Genomic DNA, 15,501 nt, shown 5'->3' on the forward strand with positions numbered 1-15,501 from the left:
TACAAATAAGTAGCGGTATGGCCTATAAATTCCCGTCGCACAGACAAGTGGTCAAAACACAACGGCACCGCTATCTGGTAATTTCCTAGTGTGTCAGACAGGGCTTTTTAATTAATTCCAAGTTAGCCCAGTGGAAAAATAGATTACGGACGGGGCCTGTTACTCAATTTTCGAATTACCTCTCATAAAAAATGTTCATACGTACCCCCATTTTTCTACTTTAGTAGCGAACGAGCTGGGTTTGGCTCGTATCCATACACCAACCTACTACTGTTTGCACCCGCTCCACCCCCAGTTGGTACGGTCAGCTCCGAACTTCTATTATCTAGTATATCTATCAATTAACAAGTATATTTTTAATTCAAACACGTATGAAAAACAACTTTACCAGGTTTTGTCTCAACACATCTGCTTACTTGCCCGGCCTACTGCTGGGTGCAGCCTTGTGGCTAATGAGCGCTCTGAGCCTCCAGGCTCAAACGGTGTATGTTACCCCCGAGGGAGCCGGTCAGCAAACCGGTGCCGACTGGGCCAATGCCCTACCCGGAAGTCAGCTCCAGGCTACTCTGGCCTCGGCCATCGAAGGCGCTGAGTTTCGACTGGCGGGGGGAGCCTACAAGCCCAGTAATACGGGTGATCGCATGCTCTCCTTTAGTATTCCATCGGGGGTGAAGGTGCTGGGTGGTTATCTGGGCAGTGGGGCCAACCCCGACCAGCGGATTGACTTTGCCACTACAGATCAGCCTGGCAGCACCACCCTCTCAGGCGATATCGACAACGATAACCTGCTGGATGCTGAAAATTCTAATATCGTGGTTCAATTTGCCAATGTTAGCGCACAGACCTTACTGGATGGCGTGGTGATTACCGGAGGGTACGCCACCGCTCCGATTTACTTTACAAATTCGGTAGGAGGAGGAGCTATTTATAACAATGGGTATAGGGGCGCCAGCAGCCCCACCGTTCAAAACTGTGTGTTTAGTCAGAATTACACTTCAGGCATGGGCGGGGCCATATTTAACGATGGAAGCTTACGGGGTAATTCCAGTCCTGTATTTACGAATTGCCGTTTCCTGAATAATCGGGCAAATGAGGGAGGGGCCATCTACAACCGGGCTTTTTGGGGTACAACTAAACCAGCTTTTACGAACTGCTCGTTCCTTAACAACTCGGCTAGTAGTGGCGGGGCGCTATACAATTATGCAGAGGGGGATCGATTTAGCGGAGGTCCAGGGATAAGTTCCCCTTTTCTGGTTAACTGTGTGCTCCAGGGAAACACGGCCTCTACCAGTGGAGGGGCTATGTTCAACACTACCTTAGGCAATGATTACCCGGAAGCCAAACCAACTTTGGTAAACTGTAGCCTGGTGGATAACTCGTCCCCTCAGGGTGGGGCTTTCTATAACACGGCCACCCCCTATATGATCAACGGTTCCCAGTTTACTGCGGGGCCCACTCTCTTTAATAGCCTTCTATGGAACAATGGGGGTTCCAAGGCTATCGTTAACATCACTTATGTGAACAGAGCTGGTGGAACGAGTACGGGCAATGGGCTGGTTTATTTCTATAATTGTTTAGGCGAGCCAGGGGTGAACGATTCACCTAAAACGGATCCTAAAGCGCAAATAATCACCTCTTCCCCGTTTGTGAGCGTGTCGAATCTGCAGCTCAATCCCTGCTCGCCGGCTATCAACACAGGCAACACTAGCTATTACACCGACCGATCGAGCCAGCAAACAGACATAGCCGGTAACCCCCGAATTGCGGGCGGCACCATCGACATCGGCGCCTTCGAGTTCCAGGGCACACCTGCCACACTCCTGGCCATCACCCGGCAACCCGCCAGTCAGTCAACGGTAGTGGCCGGAGCAACAGTAGAAACGACTGTCGGGCTCAATGCACCCGCCGACAGCTACGCCTGGTACAAAGACGGAAGCCTCGTTACGGGTCAGAGCTCGGCCACCCTCCGGCTCACCAATGTGCAGCCCCAGCAGGCGGGTTCGTACTCCCTGGTGGCCACCAGTGCCTGCAACAGCGTTACCTCGACTGCCTTTAGTCTGTCCGTTACCCAGCCCGTTGCTCAGCCACCTCTGGTCAGTGCAACCTCCAGCCAGAGTGCCTTGTGCGTGGGCAGCACAACCGGTCTGACGGCCCAGGCAACCGGCGGGACCGCCCCCTACACCTACCAGTGGAGCAGCGCCAGCCCGGGGGTCCTGACCAACCCCACCGCCAGTGCCGTTATCTTCACCGCCACCAGTGCCGGGGTAATGTCGGTGAGTGTAGTGGTGACCGATGCGAACAACCTGACCGATACGGCCAGTGTATCGCTATTGGTTAATGCCAAACCCGTTGTATCCATCGATGGGCTGGCCAGCACCTATTCTCAAACGGACCCCGCCATAACGCTGGCCGGGGTAGGCACACCCACCGGGGGCACTTTCACCCTCGACGGCAACCTGGCTACCGTCTTTGAGCCGGCCTCTCTGTCACTGGGCTTACATCAGGTGGGCTACACCTTCACAGATGGCAATGGCTGTAGTAACGCGACTAGCCAGTCGGTTACCATCAACCCCGCCCCGGTCACCATGACCCTGACGCGCTTCTGGCTCATCAACGCCGATACCGACCAGCCTATCCAGGAACTGACCGCCGGTACCCAGCTTAACCTCTCGAGTCTGCCTACCCGCAACCTCAACATCCAGGCCGTCACCGTGCCCGCTGTGATCGGTTCAGTCGCTTTCAGTCTGAGTGGTCAGCAGAGCTATCAGGTGGTGGAAGGGGTAGCTCCCTACGCCCTGTTTGGGGATAACCAGGGCGACTATCTGGGTTGGACACCCGCTCTGGGAGCCTACACCCTGACGGCTACCCCGTACGCGCAAGCCGGCGGCACCGGTACGGCGGGTACGGCCTTAACAGTGAGCTTTACCGTCATCAATCAGGCAAGCACCTCACAGCAGCTAACTCACTTCTGGCTCGTCAACGCCGATACCGACCAGCCTATCCAGGAACTGACCGCCGGTACCCAGCTCAACCTCTCGAGTCTGCCTACCCGTAACCTCAACATCCAGGCTGTTACTGAGCCCGCTGCGGTTGGTTCTGTCGCTTTCAATCTGAGTGGTCAGCAGAGCTATCAGGTGGTGGAAGGGGTGGCTCCCTATGCCCTGTTTGGAGATAACCAGGGCGACTATCTGGGCTGGACACCCGCTGTGGGCACCTACACCCTGACGGCTACCCCCTATGCCGGAGCGAATGCTACCGGCGCCATTGGCACCGCCCTGACGGTGGATTTCACGGTGGTCAAGCAGCCGGGCAACCAACGGGTAACCCACTTCTGGCTTATCAACGCCGACACCGATCAGCCTATTGAAGAGTTGACTGATGGGCAGGAGGTGGACCTCTCGCGTCTGCCCACTCGTAATCTGAACATTCAGGCCGTTACGGAGCCCGCCGTGGTTGGCTCGGTGGTCTTTGAGCTGAGCGGTCAGCAAAGTCGCCAGATGGTGGAAGGAGTGGCTCCCTACGCCTTGTTTGGGGATAATCAGGGGGATTATGCCAACTGGACACCTGACCTGGGGCCTTACACGTTGACGGCCACGCCCTACTCGGGAGGGGGTGGTACGGATACGGCCGGTCTGCCCCGTCAAGTCTCCTTCCTGGTGACCAATCCGGGGGCAGCCCGACTGGCTGCGGGCCGGGGGGAGTCCTCTGTAGAGGGAGGCTGGCAGGTGCGGGTGCTGGGCAACCCGGTGACGGGGAGTGAGGTGGTGGTTGAAGTGAGCGGAGCTCAGGGCCAGCCGCTGGTCTATACGCTTACCGATGCCAGCGGACGGCAACTGGACGCCCGGACGGTAGCCGGGCCGGGTGCCCTGGAGCGGCAGACGTTGCAGGCAGGAAGTGCGGGAACGGGCCTTCTGCTGTTGCAGGTTAGCTCACCTATCCGTCATCAGACCATTAAAGTGCTTAAAGCAAATTAATCTTACAGGCAATTGTACAAGTTGCCCTGCCCCTCTCAACTGGAGAAGGGCAGGGCAGCTTGTAGGTACTCAATTATATTCACAGCACGATTCTAGTGTAACCTAAAGCCGGGATCCTGCCTCTTACCGACGGGTTAAGTAAACTCAAGTGTATGCCAAAGTCATGGTTCAGACTAAGGATGAAACAAAAAATTTATTACTACCCTATTTATATAGATTTAATATTGATTTTCAGGAACTTAAGGGGCGGCTGAGGCTAATTCTATTAATTGCAAAGACTTGGTAGCTACTAAAAAGAAACTTATTTGTAGTGGATTGTCAATATAAACAATTATGTTTATTCATATGTTATTGAATAGTATACTTAGGGACAGCCATACCGAGTAGCTAAAAGAGCCGGTGCCTTGTTGAAAAAAAAATGATGAAGAATAAGACTCCGCTCATCTATATGGTGGACGATGATGAACACCAACTCGACTTGGTTAAACACGTTTTTGGCCGCTATCATGCGGATTGTCGCTTTCGCTGTTTTCGCGATGGGTCGGATTTAATCATCCAACTAACTCACCGGCTGGATAGGCAGTTACCCAATCTGATCATTCTGGACTGGAGTATGCCGATTCTTTCAGGAAAGCATATTCTGGAATTGTTGAAAATAGATCAGGAGTGGCGCAACATTCCGGTTGTGGTGCTGAGTGCCTCAGAATTGGAGGAACATCGGACTTTGAGTTACAAGCTGGGCAGTAAAGCCTTCATTGCAAAAGGTGAAACATTACAGGAATTGACTGATACCATCGCCCTGATTCGCGAGTTGTGGCTCGATTAACAAAAAAACCTCCAATCAGGGAGGTTTTTTGTTCTGTAAAACTGTGCCGGGGCGGTACCATCTTTTAATGTCCGGGCTTAGTGCCTGACCCACGAACCCATTCGTTAAAAACTACTTTTTGGTTGGGTCATGGCCCCAGTTCTTGAGCGAATACATCCAGTTGGAACCCTCTACATGATCAGGACGCTGGGCCATATGACGTTTAATGTAGCTAATGACCCGCTTCATCTGGCTAATGTCTTCCGCCGATACGGCCTTGCCTTTCTTACCCAGAATCTCGACGATCTCTTCACCCGATTGATGGCCCGTTGATTCCCTGGCACCATCTTTCTTTTGACCTACCGATTTTGACTCTTCCGTAGTTAACCACTTCTTTAATTCGGAAGCTGACATATTGACGAGTGTATCGAACTCGTCTTTTGTTGCTTGCTCTTCGGGATGATCTGTCTTAGTTGCCATACTGGTATACGTTAATTTATTTCTACCTCACTAACCGATTTAACCGCATTTGCCCTGTTTTCGACGACGTTTTACTCGACGTTTTCGCCTTCTTGCCGTAAATACGCTAATACATTGATGTCTTCAAGAAAGTAGTGTTAGGGCCAGATGTTTCAGAAGAACAGATTTAAAAACCGGATGTTTCAATCAGTTTCTGAACGGGCACGACTCTCGAAACGATGGGCTCTGGGTTAGAAAAAGAACGTTTGTCGGGGGTGTTTTTTGAACAACCAGCAACTGTCCAGTGCAATCAATAATCCGTTGTATGCTATCCGCCTGGACTCAATACTCCAGATGAGTGCCTCGTCCCGGCCCCATTCCTAAAGAAGTCCTGCCAACTTCCTGCCGACAGCAGGATCCGGAATCATGACCTATGATGTTCTCTTTTGACTAAAAGCTCATTATGTGTTAACAAGGATAGTTTATTCATTCAAAAAGTGGACTATTATTAGTTACATTTGTTTACAGTAAGGCCAAAACGATGTATTTGTACCTTACGCCGTAACTGACGATTCCTGCCCTAGTGTTATGATACCAGTATCTGCTTCCGCTGACGCACTGCATAAACCGGACCTGAGCTCCTCCCTCAACAGCTCAGTATTATACCATGCCCAGCGTGGTGCCGATGGACAGATCACGGATTTTAATCTGGTCATGCTCAACTCATCCGCCCCGGCGATGTGGGGGCATTCACAGCACCAACTGGCAGGGCGTTCGATCAGCCAACTTTTTGCGGAGAGGGACTGGCAGTTCTTATTACAGCAGTTTAGCCTGGTAGTAGAGCACGGGCGGTCTGTGCGGTTCGAGATGGAGCTCAGCTCGGAGGGAGACCAGCCAGTACAGCGCTACGACATGCTCGTGACGAAGCTGGAAGACGGCGTGCTCGTGTTTTATAGCGCAATTCCCCTGCCTGCCCAAACGGAACCGGTACCGCAGCAGACGGATTTACTTCGAAAGCTTTTCGACGACTCTTCCTGCCTCCTGCAAATACTTGAAGCGGTCCATGATGCGAATGGTGAGATTGTAGATTTCGTCTGCCAAATGGTCAACCAGCGCTGCCTGGATCAGATGAAGCTGGCCGAGGGCCAGGTAGTTGGTCAGCGGATACTGTCTCTTTTCCCCTGTCTGCTGACGTCGGGCGTATTTGCCAATTGGGTAGCCGTAGTGCAAACGGGCGAGAGCCGGCAGCAGGAGCTCTATTACAACGCTGATGGCTACGAATTCTGGGTCGATGCCAGATACATCCGGCATAACGATGGTCTGATTGCTATGGGTTTTGATCTGACAGCTACTCGTCTTGCCGAACGAAAATACCAACTGCAGGCCGAACTGTACAAAACTATTCTGGACACAGCGTTGACCTCCATCACCATACTGGAAGCGGTGCGGGATGAAAATGGTAAAATTGTTGACCTGCGCTACACCCTGGTCAATCAGGAACGGCTGCGATTGGCCGGTAAGCCCGAATCCTTTTTTATCGGTAAACGCCTGACGGAGGTCTATCCAGGAATGGTAGAATCGGGGGTGTTTAATCGGTGGGTCGACGTGATCGAAACCCGGCAGCCGCAAAAGTTTGAGGTAAACTACCACTACGACGGCTTCGACGACTGGAGTCTCTGTCTGGGGTCGCCTTTTGGAGATGGTATTGTCGTTTCGTACACGGATATCACAAAACAAAAAGAAGACGAGTTGCAGGCCCGCCAACAGGCTGAACTATTGAACAGCATTCAGAATACGTCGCAGATAGGCATTTCGGCCTGCAAATCCATTCGCGATGCGGCTGGTACAATTGTCGACTTTCAGCCCATATTCCGAAACGCGACGGCTTCCTATTTGCATCGTCATGAACCTAACGAGCCAATTAAAGCCACCCTGCTTGAAGATATGCCCAGCCTGAAACTGTCGGGTGTGTTTGATCGCTATGTGCAGGTAGTCGAAAGCGGGCAGCCCGATCAATTTGAACAGCACTTTAGTAGTGGCGGTCTTGATGGCTGGTTTGAGTTCTCGGTGCAGCCCTGGGAGGATGGATTCGTATTGAATATACTCGATACAACCAGCTTGCGGCAAGCCGAACGGGAAAAGGTAAAACAAAGCACCATACTTCAGCAGGTTGTAGATAATTCCCAGGCCGGACTGGTGCTGGCCCGGCCCCTGCGCGACGAATCGGGTACGATCATCGACTTCCGGTACATACTGACAAATGAATACAATGCCCGCACAACGGGTTGGACGGTAGCGGAGATGGCCGATGCGCTGGTGAGTAGCCTGTTTCCCGGATGGCAGAATTCGGATCTCTTCCGTCGGTACGCTGAGGTAGTTGAGAGTGGTCAGCCACAGCGTCTAACCTTTCCTTACGAAGCATATGGGATGAAAGGCTGGTTCGATGGGTCGTTTAACTGCGTAGATGGTTGTCTGCTTTATACTTATACGGACGTCACCCCCCTGAAAGAAGCCGAGCTGGCCCAGCAACAATATGCCAGCTTGCTCGAACAGGTTATGAATATGACGCCTGCCGCTATTGTACTGAACGAAAGTATACGGAACGAAGCCGGGAAAGTTATCGATCTGCGCATGACGAAGCTGAATCAGATGGCGGCCGACCTACTGCTGAATCCGATTGAAAAGGTGCAGTTTCGGCGTGTCTCCAAATACATTCCCGGTTCGCTGGACACACCCCTGTTCGCGCAGTGTGTAGAGGTTATTGAAACGGGCAAGCCCGCCCGTCTGGAGGTTCCCTGGGGCGACCGTTGGTATGATTTCTCCCTGGCCCGTTTTGGCGATGGTGTTGTGCTCACCGTGCAGGATATCACCACCATGCGCGAATACCGGCAGAAACTGGAATTGGCGAACCTTGAGCTGAAGCGGTCCAACGAAAATTTACAATCGTTTGCCTTCGTCTCCTCGCACGATTTGCAGGAGCCGCTTCGCAAAATAATTTCCTTTGCCGATATACTGAGTACCCAGTACGCCGGCCAGTTCGATGAACCCGCTACCGATATTGTGAAGCGAATCAATACGTCGGCCAACCGGATGCGGCTGCTTATTCAGGACCTGCTGGCCTACTCGCAGGTCGATACACGTCAGGACTCTTTCGAGCCGGTCAACCTCACCCGGTTGATCGGGGAGTTACAGGAGCACGAACTCTGGGTGACGATTCAGCAGAGCAAGGCCGAAATCCATCTCAGTGAGTTGCCAACCCTCATAGTCGACCGGTTACAAATGCGGCAGTTGTTCCAGAATTTACTGTCCAATGCCATCAAATTTTGTCCGAAAGACGGTACACCCAGCATCATCGTGAGCAGTCGGACGGTCAAACGCTCCGACGTATCAACGAATCTAATGTTGGCTAAATTGGAAAAGAGCTGGGCGTCGGAAACGTGGTTTGCCGAAATTTCGATAGCCGACAATGGCATTGGCTTTGATGAAAAGTACCTGGACCGCATCTTTCAGGTTTTCCAGCGATTACACGGTCGAAGTCAGTACAGCGGCTCGGGTATTGGGCTTGCCATTTGCTATAAGATCGTTGAACGGCATAATGGGGCCATTACCGCCAGTAGCAAGCTGGGAGAGGGCAGCACCTTCCGGGTGTACCTGCCCCTCCGGAAAGGACAATAAGCGTGCCGACGGTGCGCACCTGAACTCTTGCCCTGCGCTTACTTGCTCACTGTCGGCACACCCACCTGTTCAGCCAGGCGGTTGATCTCGGTGTAAATCAGGTTGGGTACCGAAGCGGCCCAGGGGCTGGGCAGGCCGTAAACCATCTGGGAAGTAGCCCCTTCGTAACCACCCTCCCGCAAAATGGTCGCCGAGGGAATGTAGCCCATCACATCGTTGGCGTAACCCATCACGAAAATATCCGGCCCGAAGCGTTTTTTGCAGGTCAGGGCGTATTCGATAACGAGTTCGCCACCAAAGCTCAGAATGGATTGGCTGCCCAGTTGCCAGACCTGCAACGGATACGGATAACGGGTCAGGAAAGGCTTTCCCTGCTTCATCTCGGCCAGCATCCGGTTGGCCCAGCGCGTAATGTGGGGCGGCCCCTCGACCGCCGATTTGGTCAGATCAGCCTCCGTCGGTGGTGCCGACAGGGGCAGGTCAATCTCCGAATACTCGGCCCGGAACTGTGGCGACAACGGGCGCATGGGTTCATCGAGCACCCGGTCGACGGCAGCGGCCAGCTCCCGCCCGTACTGACGCGCCAAGGGAATGGTTCGGCGGGGGAGGGGATTCTGATCGCCAGCTGCTCCCTGAAAAAACAGGGCCGTAACGCCGGGATGTTCCTGCTCCAGGGCCAGTTGCGCAAAACCGGCGTAATCGCCCGACCACTGGTACAGATCCAGCACGGTAGGGTGACAGGCATAGCCAAAGACAATAGCTTTCAAATCTCCCTTGGTGGTTAGTACCTTGATCACCGGCACAGCATAATCGTTGGGACCTTTCAGCTCGGTTTGGTCCAGCAAGGCTCCCTCCTTATTGTTGCGCCGATTCACCTGAAAACGGGTGACGCCGTTTTGGGAAAAAAGCTCCACTGGTTCCATCGTCCGCAAAGCCTCGCCCACCAACGCGATGATCTGCGCTTCGAACTGCCGGGAATACTGGTCAATGACGGCCAGTTGAGGGGCATCGAGCGGGTAAACATCCTGTAGACCACGGTCGAGCACCGGCCCCGAATGCGTGTGCGAACTGTTCAGGATAATCTGTGCTTTCGACAACTTGAACTGGCTGTTGAGCCGGTCGCGAATCCGGTCCGACATGGCTTTGGGAAACCCCAGCATGTCGGTGGTGACGAGTACGGCCTGCTTGCCGTTTTCATCTTCCAGCGCCAGGGCTTTAGCCCATAAGTCGTGGAGTTTACCATCGGAGGCATGGGTTCGGGAGGCATAGCCAGCCAGCCACTGCGGGGTTGTCGGCGTAATGACCACGCGGGCTACTCCGGCTTTCCAGCCTTTAGCCCAGGCGGGAGCGGTTAAAAAGACGAGCCAGACAAACCAGAGTCGTTGTCTCATTTCTGGCTCAGGAGTTTATCGGCCTGCGTATAGATTTTTTCGATGGCATTGGCAATTTCATCCATGTCGGCCTGCGTACCCAGCAGCATGTTTTGCGTGAACCAGACGGCCTCTTCGTTGCAAAGTCGGTCGTTTTGCGGGCAGTGGTTACGCTCGACGTACCCTTTGAAATTCAGCATTGCTTTGGGATACATCTTCTGGTAGTTCTTCGACCGAAAGGCGTCGTCCAGATACGGCATGTTGTTCAACGTAGCGTATCCTTTTGAGCAGGGAATGCCTTCGGCCGCCAGCGCCTTCAGGAACATCTCGCGGGGTAATCCCTTGAATAATTCTTTCTGATACCGGAAGGGAAAAAGGTGAAAAGCCGCCCGAGTCACGTTGTCATACAGTTTGTAAGGGACGATGCCCGGAATGGAGCTGATCTTCGCTTTCAGGTAGGCCGCGTTGGTGTTTCGGGTGGTGGTTTCGGCATCGAGTCGTTTCAGCTGCGCCAGACCAATAGCGGCCTGATACTCCGTCAGCCGCATTTTGGTGCCCTGAATCAGCGTACCCGCGCCAATCACGCCGGACACCATGCCGTAGGGATTTCCGTAGTTCTGGTACGAAAAACAGCGGTCCATAAAGGCATCGTCGTTGCTTACCACGGCTCCGCCTTCGCCAATGGCGAGGTTCTTCGAGTTCTGGAAACTGAAGCAGCCCGCATGGCCAAAGGTGCCCACTTTCTGATGGTCGATCTCGGCCAGATGCGCCTGACAGGCATCTTCGATCACCACCAGATTATGTTTTTTGGCAATGGCCAGAATCTGCGGCATGTTGGCCGGTAACCCCAGAATATGCACCGGAATAATGGCTTTGGTCCGCGACGTAATTTTGGCTTCGATGTTGGCCGGGTTCATCTGGAACGTTTCCGGATCGACATCGACGAACACGGGCATGGCACCCGTTGCCAGCACGGGCGCTACCGTACCGATAAAGGTGTAGGGCGGCACCAGCACCTCATCGCCCCCGCGAACATCCAGTTGGGCCAGTGCGGCAATGAGGGCGTTGGTTCCATTGACAACCGCCAGGGAGCGTTTAACCCCCAGCGTAGCGGCCCACTGAGCCTCAAATTCACTGACGACCGCTGCCCGCGACCAGATGCCGCTGCGAATTACCTCCAGCAGTTGTTTCTCGTCCTGTTCGGGTTTCCAGATTGGCCAGACAGGCCATTGTCGGCTTCGGATGGGTTTCCCGCCCAGCAGCGCCAGTGGCTCAGCCAGCGAAGCAGACGTTGGCACGGCCGGGCTCGACGAACCACTGGCTGTTGTACCCTTGAGTACGGCGGGGGCCAGCACGGCACCGAGTCCGGTCAATGAATTGCGCCGGATAAACTCCCGTCTGGAAAACTTGTTGGTTGCCATATGCGTATAGCCGTGCCCGGTAGCCCATCCGGGAAACGCCCACCCCGGCACGTTAGGGAGGTAAGCCGCTTTAAAAAGCCGACTCCTCGCAAAAATTACCTGTTGGTATGTAGTACCGAGCATCGGCCTGACGACCGGATTGCCAGGGTAAAGTTCAAAGGATTTACTTCGATGACACAAAGCCAGAGTGCCCAAAAGCTCTGGTATCCAAAATCGCTGTTGGCGACCCTTATTTTCTCTTCCGAATAACAACTTCTTTTAGCCCTGGTTGGCAAGTCAACAGATGCCAGCCACCAAAAACGATGAATATTCTGTTATGGGTGTCCAATAATTTGTCAACAGTATGAATTAAAAATTGGTCTCTTATTTCTTTCGACGTCCTGCCAATTTTTTGAAATTTCTCATTAGGTTCAAACGGATTCGTTGGTTCAAGATCCGAAATAGAAAAAGGCCGTTTAAGTAGACGTTCATAATTGGATTTGTAAAAAGTAAACGTTTGTTCTGGCTTTGTTAAGGAAACTTTACCTTCCTCAATTATATAATCCTTTATGAAGGCGTTATACCTTTTTTTGATGTCTATACTGTCTATTATGTGTTGTCCCTTGAGTCCCCACATAAGTCTTTCTGTTACTATATATGCTAAAAGCTCTCCTTTTGAATACGTTTTAAGTAATTCCTGACATTCAACGTCCACAGTTGGGTCGCCGTCAACGGTGGTTATCCTCATACTGTCACACAATATTTTGGTTAGTCCAATTTCTCCATCCTTTAATAACGCATCTCGTTTTGAGGTATAGCTTCTTTTTGAAATGTCGCCACCTTCATTAATCGCTATGTCTGGTTGGAAAGCAAAGAACTTTTCTTCAATAGTACCAAACATTGGGTTACTTATGTCAGCATTATCCGTTAAGTGATTTACACCGCAAAAAACCACTGTTTTGTTCTCGTTCGTAAATTCTAAAATATAGGGATTGGAAGGAAGCCGTCCTGATGAATCAAGTTTTATGTCAAGGTAGCTCACCGTTGGATAAATGTGAGTTGTACCAATATCCGTTTTGTTGTCAGATGTTGAATGGGTGCAACTTGACAACATAACGTTAATTAGAACTAGGGTCAAAATATGCCTCATACTACTGTTAGTGTGTCATGATATAATTACCACCTAAATCTGAATGGGTGAAACCGTATAGCGTTTTCCTCGCACTATTGCCAACCCTGGGGCATATTTACGAAAGTTTTAACTTGTTTATGAGAACGCCGAACCATGCGGGATGATTTGGCGTCCTGCTGGCGCAAGGCCAGAGCCAACGTGGCCCGGCTTTGCGCCATCGAATCAAAAACCATCCGGGTTCTAAGCCGCAAAGGGTCGCGGCTCTACTCGCTCCGCAAACTCTTCACCGGGTTCATCAGTGCGGCTTTTATACTCTGGAAACTCACTGTCAATAGCGCAATGCCTACAGCCAGCAATCCGGCCGATATAAACATCCACCAAGCCACATCAATTTTATAGGCAAAATCGGCGAGCCACTGGTTCATAACGTACCAGGCCAGGGGAGAGGCAATGATGATGGCGATCAGGACCAGTTTCAAGACGTCTTTCGATAGCAACGTCACGATGCTGAGGACACTTGCGCCCAGTACTTTCCGTACCCCGATCTCTTTAGTACGCTGCTCGGCCGAGTAGGTTGCCAGACCGAACAGACCCAAACAGGAAACCAGCAGGGTAAGCAGCGAAAACCCGTTGAAGAGGGTAATCATAAGTTTGTCTTTCCGGTATTGGGCCTCGAAGGCCTCGTCCAGAAAAGTGTAGTTGAAGGGGTAGTTCGGGTAGTGCTGCTTCCAGGTCGCCTGTACCAGCGGCAGGTGTTCGGGTTTTATTTTCAAGGTCAGGTTGGCGGGTGGCGATGTGTTGAACACCAGAACAACCGGCTCGATAACTGTGTGCAGGGAGTGGTAGTTGAAGTTCCGGATCACACCAACGACCTTACCTTTGTGCATAAATCCTTCCATCGGCTGACCAAGGGCCTGTTTCCAGCCCGCCTGTTTCACAAACGCTTCGTTGACCAGAAAGCCCCCGTTCTTGTCCGCTTCCGACCCCGCCGACAGGTTCCGGCCGCTGGCCAGTTTCAAGTTCAGCAACGGTAGAAAGCGCTCATCAATGGACAGGTAGTTGCCCATGACCTCCCGTTTTTTACCCGCCGATTGAAAAATGGTCGTTGCCTTGACGAGTATGGCATCGGGTTTGATCCCCGACCCCAGTGATGCGTCCTGAATTTCGGCACGTTGCTGCAAGTCGTGAGCGAGGGCATAGCCCTGGGTTCGGGCCAGCGAATCGTCGGGGAGGTGAACGGTGAGCACCTGCTCTTTCGTGAAGCCCAGGTCGACGCGCTGCATGTAGTTCATCTGACTGTGCGCCACCAACACCCCGATCATCATGCCCACCGCCAACACAAACTGAAAAACCGTTATCGTTTGCCGAAGCCCGAAACTGCGCCCCGGCCCACCCAACTGTTTCCGTAACACAGCCACCGGGTCGAAGCCGGACAGGACAAACGCCGGATAGAGTCCGCCCAGCAAAGCGGTACTCCCCAGGGCAAGGCCCGCCATCAGTAAACCATCGGACCAGGTTATCCCGAGTTGAATTTGCAATAGGTCGTTGAAAAAGGGAATGCTGAAGGCCAGCAGGACGATTGCCAGCATAACCGCCAGGCCACTCAACAGCAATGACTCCAGCAAAAACTGGCCGATCAACTGCTGTCGCAACGCCCCGCTGGCTTTTCGGATGCCTACTTCCTTCGCCCGCCCGGTGGCGCGGGCCGTCAGCAGGTTGATGTAGTTCAGTAAGGCGATCACCAGCACGAAACCCGCCAGAAACAGGAATAGATAGCCGTACTGCTTGTTACCCTTCGGCATGTCGGCCATTTTTCCCTGACTAAAGTGGACGTCCTTCAGCAACTCGGTCTGGAACACCACGGCATAACCCACAGCTCCCACTTTCTTCAATTCCGGCTGGATATAGGTTTTGCTAAGCAAGGCCAGCTTCTTTTCAAAGGCGTTCAGATTGGGCACCTGCCGGAACAGCACGAAGGTATACACCGGAAAATCATCGACCAGCCAGTCGGTGTAGGTCGAATAATCCTTGGCCAGCAACGCGCTGATTTTCATATCGGCGTTGGACGGCAAATCGGCCATGACGCCTGTAATGCGGTACAGCTTTTTGTTGCACAGGAATGTCTTGCCCAGCACGCTTGTCCGTCCGGCGTATTTCCGGGCGAAGCTTTCGGTCACAACGGCGGTGTTTGGCTCGGTCAATGCCTGTGCCGCGTTTCCCTCGACGAAAGGATAGGTAAACACCTGGAAAACGGCCGGCTCGGCAAAGTACACATCGGGTTCATTCCGCAAATCGGTTCCATACTTGATGGTGGCCGACACCGGCTCAAACCGGGCGGCTGTTTCCACTTCCGGGTAGTCACGTTTCAGGGCGCTGGCCAGCAGGATCGAAGAAGAGGCTACGGGAATAGGGGCCTCGGGTGTTGTCAGGTTTGTCGTGACCCGAACAATCCGGTCGGCTTTGGTATGAAAGCGGTCGTAGGTGAATTCGTGCTTCACATACAGCACCATGAGCAGGCAAGCCGTCAGCCCAACGGCCAGGCCCCCGGCATTCAGGCCGGTATAGAGTTTATTCGTCCACAGATGACGACGCGCAATTTTGAGGTAGTTAGCGAGCATACTTCACGTTTCTTACGGAGAGTAGCAAGGCGCGTGAAGGGTTGGCTATGAAGGTGTTAAAAGATGTT

8 protein-coding genes are annotated in these 15,501 nt (G+C 52.7%); 3 read left to right on the forward strand and 5 right to left on the reverse strand.

All coding sequences use genetic code 11. From position 1 onward, the window contains the following. Nucleotides 1-371: 371 nt before the first annotated feature. Together ACYVJM_RS13160 and ACYVJM_RS13165 are read left to right on the forward strand one after the other, a co-directional pair. Entirely contained in the window at nt 372-3,974 is a 3,603-nt protein-coding gene (locus ACYVJM_RS13160; RefSeq protein WP_461148707.1) for a choice-of-anchor Q domain-containing protein, read from the forward strand. Nucleotides 3,975-4,392: 418 nt separating this feature from the next. Continuing rightward, complete coding sequence (locus ACYVJM_RS13165) at nt 4,393-4,800, forward strand: response regulator (RefSeq protein ID WP_461148708.1); 408 nt, start codon at nt 4,393-4,395, stop codon at nt 4,798-4,800. Between the two features lie 111 nt (nt 4,801-4,911). On the opposite strand, the gene ACYVJM_RS13170 is transcribed toward ACYVJM_RS13165, so the two are convergent. Then, nucleotides 4,912-5,259 (reverse strand): DUF3140 domain-containing protein, encoded by a 348-nt coding sequence (locus ACYVJM_RS13170; protein WP_461148709.1) that lies wholly within the window; start codon nt 5,257-5,259, stop codon nt 4,912-4,914. A gap of 567 nt (nt 5,260-5,826) precedes the next feature. Between ACYVJM_RS13170 and ACYVJM_RS13175 the strand changes: the two genes are divergently transcribed. Further along, nucleotides 5,827-8,913, forward strand: coding sequence for a PAS domain-containing protein (locus ACYVJM_RS13175; RefSeq protein ID WP_461148710.1), 3,087 nt, complete (start codon nt 5,827-5,829; stop codon nt 8,911-8,913). Between the two features lie 38 nt (nt 8,914-8,951). Here ACYVJM_RS13175 and ACYVJM_RS13180 read toward each other — a convergent pair whose 3' ends face one another. The 4 genes from ACYVJM_RS13180 to ACYVJM_RS13195 all read right to left on the reverse strand — a co-directional run bounded on the left by ACYVJM_RS13180 (nt 8,952) and on the right by ACYVJM_RS13195 (nt 15,433). Then, nucleotides 8,952-10,304, reverse strand: a complete 1,353-nt coding sequence (locus tag ACYVJM_RS13180; protein WP_461148711.1) for a neutral/alkaline non-lysosomal ceramidase N-terminal domain-containing protein — start codon at nt 10,302-10,304, stop codon at nt 8,952-8,954. Beyond that, complete coding sequence (locus ACYVJM_RS13185; RefSeq protein WP_461149221.1) at nt 10,301-11,704, reverse strand: DegT/DnrJ/EryC1/StrS family aminotransferase; 1,404 nt, start codon at nt 11,702-11,704, stop codon at nt 10,301-10,303. The genes ACYVJM_RS13180 and ACYVJM_RS13185 overlap by 4 nt, the downstream gene beginning before the upstream one ends. Nucleotides 11,705-11,933: 229 nt before the next feature. After that, nucleotides 11,934-12,725, reverse strand: coding sequence for a hypothetical protein (locus ACYVJM_RS13190; protein ID WP_461148712.1), 792 nt, complete (start codon nt 12,723-12,725; stop codon nt 11,934-11,936). Nucleotides 12,726-13,078: 353 nt separating this feature from the next. After that, complete coding sequence (locus ACYVJM_RS13195) at nt 13,079-15,433, reverse strand: ABC transporter permease (RefSeq protein ID WP_461148713.1); 2,355 nt, start codon at nt 15,431-15,433, stop codon at nt 13,079-13,081. Nucleotides 15,434-15,501: the final 68 nt, after the last annotated feature.

Source organism: Spirosoma pulveris, assembly GCF_054781875.1.

Coding starts and splice junctions, on each gene's coding strand:
- ACYVJM_RS13160 (WP_461148707.1), top strand. CDS start 372: ATGAAAAACAACTTTACCAGGTTTTGTCTCAACACATCTGCTTACTTG.
- ACYVJM_RS13165 (WP_461148708.1), top strand. CDS start 4,393: ATGATGAAGAATAAGACTCCGCTCATCTATATGGTGGACGATGATGAA.
- ACYVJM_RS13170 (WP_461148709.1), bottom strand. CDS start 5,259: ATGGCAACTAAGACAGATCATCCCGAAGAGCAAGCAACAAAAGACGAG.
- ACYVJM_RS13175 (WP_461148710.1), top strand. CDS start 5,827: ATGATACCAGTATCTGCTTCCGCTGACGCACTGCATAAACCGGACCTG.
- ACYVJM_RS13180 (WP_461148711.1), bottom strand. CDS start 10,304: ATGAGACAACGACTCTGGTTTGTCTGGCTCGTCTTTTTAACCGCTCCC.
- ACYVJM_RS13185 (WP_461149221.1), bottom strand. CDS start 11,704: ATGGCAACCAACAAGTTTTCCAGACGGGAGTTTATCCGGCGCAATTCA.
- ACYVJM_RS13195 (WP_461148713.1), bottom strand. CDS start 15,433: ATGCTCGCTAACTACCTCAAAATTGCGCGTCGTCATCTGTGGACGAAT.